At 64.4% G+C, this 8,542-nt stretch carries 4 protein-coding genes; all 4 read left to right on the top strand.

Features of this window, described 5'->3' with window-relative positions:
• Positions 1–230 precede the first annotated feature (230 nt).
• The 4 genes from NKI73_RS16760 to NKI73_RS16745 all read left to right on the top strand — a co-directional run bounded on the left by NKI73_RS16760 (position 231) and on the right by NKI73_RS16745 (position 8,499).
• Positions 231–3,212, top strand: coding sequence for a sarcosine oxidase subunit alpha (locus tag NKI73_RS16760; protein WP_352631522.1), 2,982 nt, complete (start codon positions 231–233; stop codon positions 3,210–3,212).
• Positions 3,205–3,831, top strand: coding sequence for a sarcosine oxidase subunit gamma (locus NKI73_RS16755; protein ID WP_352631520.1), 627 nt, complete (start codon positions 3,205–3,207; stop codon positions 3,829–3,831). The genes NKI73_RS16760 and NKI73_RS16755 overlap by 8 nt, the downstream gene beginning before the upstream one ends.
• 333 nt (positions 3,832–4,164) lie before the next feature.
• Positions 4,165–6,534: a trimethylamine N-oxide demethylase gene (locus NKI73_RS16750; protein WP_352631519.1), complete on the top strand. Its 2,370-nt coding sequence runs from the start codon at positions 4,165–4,167 to the stop codon at positions 6,532–6,534.
• A 255-nt stretch (positions 6,535–6,789) separates the two neighbouring features.
• Positions 6,790–8,499, top strand: coding sequence for a trimethylamine N-oxide permease (locus NKI73_RS16745; protein WP_352631517.1), 1,710 nt, complete (start codon positions 6,790–6,792; stop codon positions 8,497–8,499).
• The last annotated feature ends 43 nt before the right edge of the window (positions 8,500–8,542 follow it).

Below are 8,542 nucleotides of genomic sequence, written 5' to 3'. Positions count from 1 at the left end.
CGCGCGGGGGGGGGCCGCCGTTTTTTTTTTCCCCCCCCGCCGCCGCCGGCCCCCCCCCCCCCCCCCCCCCCCCCCCCCGGCGGGGGGGGGGCGCCCCCCGCGGGGGGGGGGGGCCCCCCCGGCGCCGCACCCCCACCCCGCTGCTTCGCAGCGACCCTCCCCACAAGGGGGAGGGTAAGGTTCGGCGCCACCCGCTCGCATATCATCGAACTCATGGAGGGTCGGCAGTCATGACCTCCAGCCAATCCCACCGTCTCCCTTCCGGCGGTCTTGTCGACCGCTCGGCGCCACTGAACTTCCGCTTCGACGGCAAGGCTTTCTCCGGCTTCCAGGGCGACACGCTGGCCTCGGCGCTGATCGCCAATGGCGTCAAGCTGGTCGGCCGCTCGTTCAAGTACCATCGCCCGCGCGGCATCCTCACCGCCGGTTCGGAAGAGCCAAACGCGCTGGTCGAACTGCGCACGGGCGCTAGGCGCGAGCCTAACACCAAGGCGACGACGGCCGAGCTCTATGACGGGCTGGAAGCCGCGAGCCAGAACCGCTGGCCGTCGCTGCGCCACGATGTGATGTCGGTGAACCAGCTGTTCGCGCCGATCTTCGTTGCCGGCTTCTACTACAAGACCTTCATGTGGCCGGCGAAGTTTTGGGAAGCGATCTATGAGCCGGCGATCCGCCGTGCCGCCGGCCTTGGCCGCGCCGCCGGTGTTGCCGATCCGGACCACTACGACAAGGCATGGGCGCATTGCGATGTGCTGATCGCCGGTTCCGGTCCGGCCGGTTTGGCCGCGGCATTGGCGGCCGGCCGCTGTGGTGCCCGCGTCATCCTGTGCGAGGAAGATTTCACGCTCGGCGGCCGCTTGCTGTCGGACGGCGGCACGATCGACGGCCTGCCGGCAGCCGAGTGGCTGTCGCGGACGCTAGCCGAACTGGCAGATATGCCCGACGTTCGCATCATGAACCGCACAACGCTGTTTGGCGTCTATGATGGCGGCACCTATGGCGCGGTCGAGCGGGTCAACGATCATTTGCCCTCACCGCCCGAGCATCACGTGCGCCAGCGGCTGTGGCGGATCGTGGCCAAACGCTGCATCGTCGCGGCCGGCGCCATCGAACGGCCGATCGTTTTTGCCGGCAACGACACGCCCGGTGTGATGATGGCCTCCGCCGTGCGAACCTACATCGCTCGCTATGCCGCGACGCCGGCCAAACGCATCGCGCTGTTCACCAACAATGAGGATGGCTGGCGCACGGTCGAGACCGCGCTCGGTGCTGGACTTCAGATCGCAGCGGTCATCGACGCACGGCCTGATGTATCTCCAGCCCATCGTTCGCTGGCCTCCAAGGGTGGCTTCGCGGTGCTGCACGGCTCGGTCAGCGGCGTCGATGGCGGCAAGGGCGGTGTCCGGAAAATCGCGGTGTCGCTGACCGGCGGCGCGCGCGCGGAAGTCGAAGCCGACGGCCTCGCCGTTTCCGGCGGCTGGAACCCGGCGGTCGGATTGACCTCATACCATCGCGGCCGGCCGACATGGCGTGACGACATATCAGCCTTCGTGCCGGATGGCGCCCCTCCGGGCATGGTTGCCGCCGGCGCCGCCAATGGCGATTTCGGGCTCGGCGCCTGCCTGAGCCAGGGATTTGCCGCCGGCGCGGCGGCAGCACGTGATGCAGGGCACAGCGGCACGACGGGCATTGCGCCTGTCGCCGACGACGAGGCGTTTTCGCTGACGCCGCTCTGGCATGTCGCCGGCAGGGGAAAAGCCTTTGTCGATTACCAGCACGATGTCACCGCTTCCGACATCGAACTGGCGCAGCGCGAGGGCTTTGAATCGGTCGAGCACCTGAAGCGCTATACGACGCTCGGCATGGCCACCGACCAGGGCAAGACCTCGAATGTCGCCGGCCTCGCCATCATGGCTGCAGTGAGCGGCCGTTCCATTCCCGAGACCGGGACGACGATCTACCGGCCTCCTTACGTGCCGGTCGCCATCGGCGCCTTCGCCGGTCATCATCGCGACGAGACATTCCATGCCACAAGGCTGACGCCGTCGCATCACTGGGCCGTGGAACAGGGTGCGATCTTCGTCGACACCGGGCTGTGGAAGCGGGCACAGTGGTACCCCCGCGCGGGCGAGAAGGACTGGCTGGAATCGGTGACCCGCGAGGTCAAGGCGGTGCGCGGCGGCGTCGGCTTCTGCGATGTCTCGACGCTCGGCAAGATCGACGTGCACGGTCGCGATGCCGGCGCCTTCCTCGACCGCGTCTACATCAACACCTTCTCCAATCTTGCGGTGGGAAAAGCACGCTACGGGCTGATGCTGCGCGAGGACGGCATCGTCTATGACGACGGCACCACGTCGCGGCTGGCCGAGGATCATTATTTCCTGACCACCACCACCGCCAAGGCCGGGCTGGTGATGCAGCATCTCGAATTCTGCCGCCAGGTGCTGTTCCCCGAACTCGACGTACAACTGACCTCGGTCTCCGACCAGTGGGCGCAATTCTCGATTGCCGGTCCCAGGACACGCGATCTGCTCAAGGAGATCGTCGATCCGTCTGAAGACCTGTCGAACGAAGGCTTTCCGTTCATGGGCGCGCGGGAAGTCAGCTTGCGCGGCGGACTCAAGGCGCGGCTGTTCCGCATCTCGTTTTCCGGCGAAATGGCCTTCGAGATCTCCGTGCCGGCACGCTTCGGCGACGCCATGGCACGCAATCTGATGCTGGCCGGCGCGCCGTTCGGTGTGACGCCTTACGGCACCGAGGCGCTCGGCGTCATGCGCGTTGAAAAAGGTCACGTCGCCGGACCGGAACTGAGCGGCACGACGACAGCCGCCGATCTTGGCCTCGGCAAAATGATGTCGACCAAGAAGGATTTCATCGGCCGCGTGATGGCCGGACGCGAGGCACTGATCGCCCCGGATCGCCAGGTCGTGGTCGGCATCAAGCCGACCGACAAGGGCCGCCGCTTGCGCTCTGGCGCGCACATCATCCCGAAGGGTCAGACGCCCGGCCCCGGCAACGACCAGGGCTATATCACCTCGGTCTGCTTCTCGCCGACGTTGGATCAGTGGATCGGGTTGGCCTTGGTCGAGCGCGGCCGCGAGCGGATCGGCGAAATCGTTCACGCGCATGATCCGTTGCGCGGTGAGGATTATGATGTCGAACTGTGCAATCCCGTCTTCTACGATCCGGATGGAGGGCGCCAGCGTGGCTGAGTTTTCCTGGGTTCCCCGCAGTCCGCTCGAGCATGCGCTTGTCGCCGGCGCGCATGGTGCAAACAGCACCGACGCCGGCGTTTCGCTGACCGAGATTCGCAATTTTGACCTGATCCAGGTGATGGCGCGACGCGGCCGAGCGGCTGAGCTGGCGAAAGCCGCCAAGGCCCGTTTTGGCGTGGCGGCCCCTGATGCGCCCAATGCGATACAGGCCAAGGACGCCACGCTGATCTGGTCGGGACCGGATCAGTTCTTCGTGCTGTCGAAGGGCGGCAAGCACACGATGCAGACGCTGGCGCCGGCATTGTCCGGTGCCGCCTCGCTGTCCGACCAGTCGCATGCGCGGGTCCTGATCAGCATTTCCGGAGCCAATGCGCGCGCCATGCTGGCCAAGCTGTCGTCGATCGATCTGCACGCTGGAGCGTTCCCGATTGGCGCTGCTGCCGCGACGTCGATGGATCACACCAGCGCCACGCTCTGGCGCGGGGGCGATCGTCCGGATGGGCTGGCGGTGTTCAATCTTCTGGTGTTTGCGACTTTTGCCGAAAGCCTGTGGGGCACGATGCTTGATGCGGCAGCGGAATATGACGTCGACGTCAGCCATTCCGAGGAACTTTAGATCTCGGCGCTGCCCCTCATTGCCCTGCCGGGCATTTCTCCCCGTAAACGGGGAGAAAGAGGCTGGCCGCAATGCCGCGCCATCTCTTTGGCGTTGGCACTTGGCGAAATCGGAGACGATAGCGTCCTTCGCCCCGTTTACGGGAGAAGATGGCGGCAGCCAGATGAGGGGCAGCGCTGACGTTTGGAAGACAAGGCTGATCTGTGAAATTCAACCTGAACCGATCGCGTCCCGACGCCACCTTCGCCTTGCCAAACGCAACCGCACTGCTATTCTTGCTGCTAAAATAATTTCACACACAGGCAAACTTGTTTCTCGAACCGCAGGGCTGAGATGAGCCAGTCGCCCTACCCCGCAATTGCAGCCGGACCGCCCTGGCCGAGCCTGATCCTGAGGCCTGGCCAGATCGCGCTGCCGCCGGGCATGGAGCGTTATACGATCCAGGGCAACGGCGCGGTGCTGATCGACATCGAGGCCGGAGACACGATCGCTGTGCACAATGTCGAGGGTGGCCAGGCCTGCGAGTTGCTGGCCTGGGACAAGACCGGCGCAACCGACCCCGGCATTTTTGGCGCGACATCGAACAGCAATGCCACCGGCATCAAGGCCGTGTTGACTGAAGGCGACGACAGTCTGGCATCCCTGCGCCGCGGGCTTGCGCGCCGGCAGGTACAGTTGGATCAAGCCAAGGCGGTGTGCGTGTTCGGTGGCGCCACGCCGGCCGGCACCGAGCAGGCTTTCACCGTCGCACGCGACGGCGCGATGATCATCGCCGCCCCGGGTGGGCCGATGCTGGTCGACGGTCACGACACGGCGACGCCACTGACCGTCATCGTCCGGCGCGCCACGATCCGCCCGGCCGCGAAATCGCAATTGGCCGATCCGCTGGCCGATCCGGTGCTCGATTTGCGGGTCCATTCGGCGACGGCGGAATCCTATTTCGTCAAGGCGGGCGACTATCTGCAGATCATCGATGTCGACGGGCGCCAGTGCACCGACTTCCAGTGCTTTTCGGCGCGCAAGCTGGACAAGGGTCTCGACCATCCGCTCGACGTGACGACGACCCGCACGCTGATGGGGTCGAGCTACCCGATGCCCGGCCTGCATTCGAAATACTACGACCAGGACATGGAGCCGCTGGTCGAGGTGGTTCGGGACACATGCGGCCGGCACGATGCGTTCGCGCTCGCTTGCGCGGCCAAATATTACGACGACATCGGTTACCCCGGCCACACCAACTGCTCGGAGAACTTTAATCGCGCGCTGGCCGACAAGGGCGTCACGCCCCGCGCCGGCTGGATGGCGATCAACTTCTTCTTCAACACCGCGATCGACGCGCATGGCGTCATGGTGTCCGACGAGCCGTGGTCGCGACCGGGCGACTATGTGCTGTTGCGCGCGCTCACCGACATCGTCTGCGTTTCCTCCGCCTGTCCCGACGACACGACGCCGGCCAATGGCTGGAACCCGACCGACATCCATGTGCGCACCTATTCCGGCCAGCACAAATTCTCGCGAGCGATCGCCAGACGCATGACGCCCGATTCGGAACCGAAAATGACCCGCGAGACATCCTTTCATTCGAGCTTTGCCAAGCACACCCGTAACTTTCAGGAGTACAGGGGCTATTGGCTGGCCAATTCCTTCGCCAAGGACGGGCCGATCGCCGAATACTGGGCCTGCCGGCAGGATGCCGTGATCATGGACCTGTCACCGCTGCGCAAGTTCGAGGTCACCGGCCCGGATTCCGAGGCTCTGTTACAGTACACGCTGACCCGCGACGTGAAGAAGCTTGGCGTCGGCCAGGTCGTCTATTCCGCCATGTGCTACGAGCACGGCGGCATGATCGACGACGGCACGCTGCTGCGGCTCGGCAAGGACAATTTCCGCTGGGTCGGCGGCGATGATCTGTCCGGCGAATGGCTGCGCGAGACAGCGGCAAAGCTGGGGCTCAACGTGCTGGTGCGTTCCTCCACCGACCAGATGCACAATGTCGCCGTGCAGGGACCGAAGAGCCGCGACATCCTCCGAGAAGTCATCTGGACCTCGCCGCTGCAGCCGTCGATCGATGAACTCGAATGGTTCCGCTTTGCGGTGGCGCGCATCGGTGGCGGCAACGGCATTCCCGTCGTCGTCTCGCGCACCGGCTACACCGGCGAACTCGGCTACGAGATCTGGTGCCATCCGCGCGATGCCGAAAAGGTGTTCGACGCCATCTGGGAGGCCGGCCAGCCGCACGGACTGAAACCGATGGGGCTGCAGGCGCTCGACATGGTGCGCATCGAGGCCGGGCTGATCTTCGCCGGCTATGAATTTTCCGACCAGACCGACCCCTTCGAGGCCGGCATCGGCTTCACCGTGCCGCTGAAGAGCAAGACCGACGATTTCATCGGCCGCGAGGCGCTGATCCGTCGAAAAGAGCACCCGCAGACAAAACTGGTCGGGCTCGACATCGATGCCAATGTCGCTGTCCGTCACGGCGACTGCGTCCATGTCGGCCGCGCCCAGATCGGTGTGGTCACGTCAGGCATGCGCTCGCCAGTGCTGAACAAGAACATCGCGCTTGCCAGGCTCGACGTCACCCACGCCGCGATCGGTACCGAAGTCGAGATCGGCAAGCTCGACAGCCATGCCAAGCGGCTGCCAGCGCGTGTCGTCGCCTTTGCGCATTACGATCCGCAGAAGACCAAACCGCGCTCCTGAGGACCGTTTTCACGACAAACAGGTCGGCCGGTCTGTAATTTCACCGGTCACGTGGATCCTACGCTCACAAGCGTGATGTGCATGGCTTCACAAAACGCTTGACCTGAAAGCGCGCCGGATCAATCTTCACTGTTAAGAAAAAAATACGACTGAGTGGAAACACCGGCAGTCGCTCAATGCATGCGTCGATGATGAAGCCTCGCGAAGTCGCGGCCGTCACGAACGGGGAACATCAAAAAAGGGGAACCAAGACACATGAGCACAATAGTAACTGCCCTGGAGCCGCTTGCGGAAGGCAAGCTGCACCGGAATATCGACTGGCGCGGCGCCTTCTGGGTGGCGAGCGGCGTCCCTGCCCTCGTCCTGTTTTCGATCGGCGGCATTGCCGGCACGACCGGCACGCTGGCCTTCGCGATCTGGATCTTCTCCATGATCATGGGCTTCCTGCAATCCTTCACCTATGCGGAGATCGCCGGCCTGTTCCCGAACAAATCCGGCGGTGCCTCGATCTACGGCGCCACCGCCTGGCTGCGCTATTCCAAGTTCATCGCGCCGCTATCGGTGTGGTGCAACTGGTTCGCCTGGTCGCCGGTGCTTTCGCTCGGTTGCTCGATCGCCGCCGCCTATATCCTCAACGCGCTGGCGCCGGTGCCGCTGTTCACCGACGCCTCGCCGGATGTCGTCGCCTATATCGCCGCGCATGCCGGGACGAGTGCCGCCGACGCCATCACGGCGGTGACCGCCGCGGCAACCCCGGCCATCCGCAACTGGACGCTTTACAGCCACACGCTGGGACCAGTCTCGTTCACGTTCAACGCGACCTTCTTCATCGGCGCGGTGCTGATGCTGATCATCTTCGCCATCCAGCATCGCGGCATCCTCGGCACGGCCAATGTGCAGAAATATATCGGCCTGCTGGTCATCATCCCGATGCTGATCGTCGGTGTCGTGCCGATCGTCACCAGCCAGATCAACTGGGCGAATTTCTCGCCGCTGGTACCTCTGGCGGCTGCCTATGCACCTGAACCCGGCGCCTGGAACATCGCCGGCTGGACGCTGGTGCTCGGCGGCATGTTCATCGCCGCCTGGTCGACCTACGGCTTCGAGACCGCCGTCTGCTACACCTCGGAGTTCAAGAACCCCGGTACCGACACGTTCAAGGCGATCTTCTATTCCGGCCTTTTGTGCATGCTGCTGTTCATCCTGGTGCCCTTCACCTTCCAGGGCGTGCTCGGCCTCAACGGCATGCTGGCAACGCCGATCGTCGATGGTTCTGGCGTCGCCGACGCATTGGCCGGCATGGTCGGTGGCGGTGCGCTGATCCACAGCCTGCTGGTGATGCTGATGATCCTGGCGCTGGTGCTGTGCATCATGACGGCGATGGCCGGCTCCTCGCGCACGCTCTACCAGGGCTCGGTCGACGGCTGGCTGCCGCGCTATCTCAGCCACGTCAACGAGCACGGCGCGCCGACCCGCGCCATGTGGACCGATCTCGTCTTCAACCTGATCGTGCTGGCCATCGCCTCGGCCGACGCAACGAGCTTCTTCTTCATCCTCGCCGTGTCGAACTGCGGCTATATCATCTTCAACTTCCTCAACCTCAATGCCGGCTGGATCCACCGCATCGACAACGGCCATATCGCGCGGCCTTGGAAGGCACCGAGCTGGCTGCTCGGGATCGGGGCGATCTTCGCCTATGTCAACGCCATCTTCATGGGCGCCGGCGCCAAGGTGTGGAACCCGATGGCGCTGTGGGCAGGACTGATCACAGCGGCGCTGATCATCCCGGTGTTCTGCTTCCGTCACTACGTCCAGGACAAGGGCAAGTTCCCCGACCACATGCTGGCCGACCTCGGCATGACGGGAGCCGACCTCGCGGTCAAAAAGGCGGGCATGCTGCCCTATCTGACGCTGGTCGCCGGCGTGGTGGTGATGCTGCTAGCCAACTGGTTCTTCGTCATCTGACGTTCCTGAAAAGTCGGCAGCCCGCCGTAACAAAGTGGACAAT

The sequence above is a fragment of the Mesorhizobium sp. M0496 genome (assembly GCF_040321205.1).
Taxonomy (GTDB): Bacteria; Pseudomonadota; Alphaproteobacteria; order Rhizobiales; family Rhizobiaceae; genus Mesorhizobium.
Note: the sequence above shows the minus strand (reverse complement) of the source record. Positions and strands in the feature narration are given on the sequence as shown.

Excerpts from the sequence above, each read along its gene's own strand:
- NKI73_RS16745 (WP_352631517.1), top strand. The coding sequence starts at position 6,790 with ATGAGCACAATAGTAACTGCCCTGGAGCCGCTTGCGGAAGGCAAGCTG.
- NKI73_RS16750 (WP_352631519.1), top strand. The coding sequence starts at position 4,165 with ATGAGCCAGTCGCCCTACCCCGCAATTGCAGCCGGACCGCCCTGGCCG.
- NKI73_RS16760 (WP_352631522.1), top strand. The coding sequence starts at position 231 with ATGACCTCCAGCCAATCCCACCGTCTCCCTTCCGGCGGTCTTGTCGAC.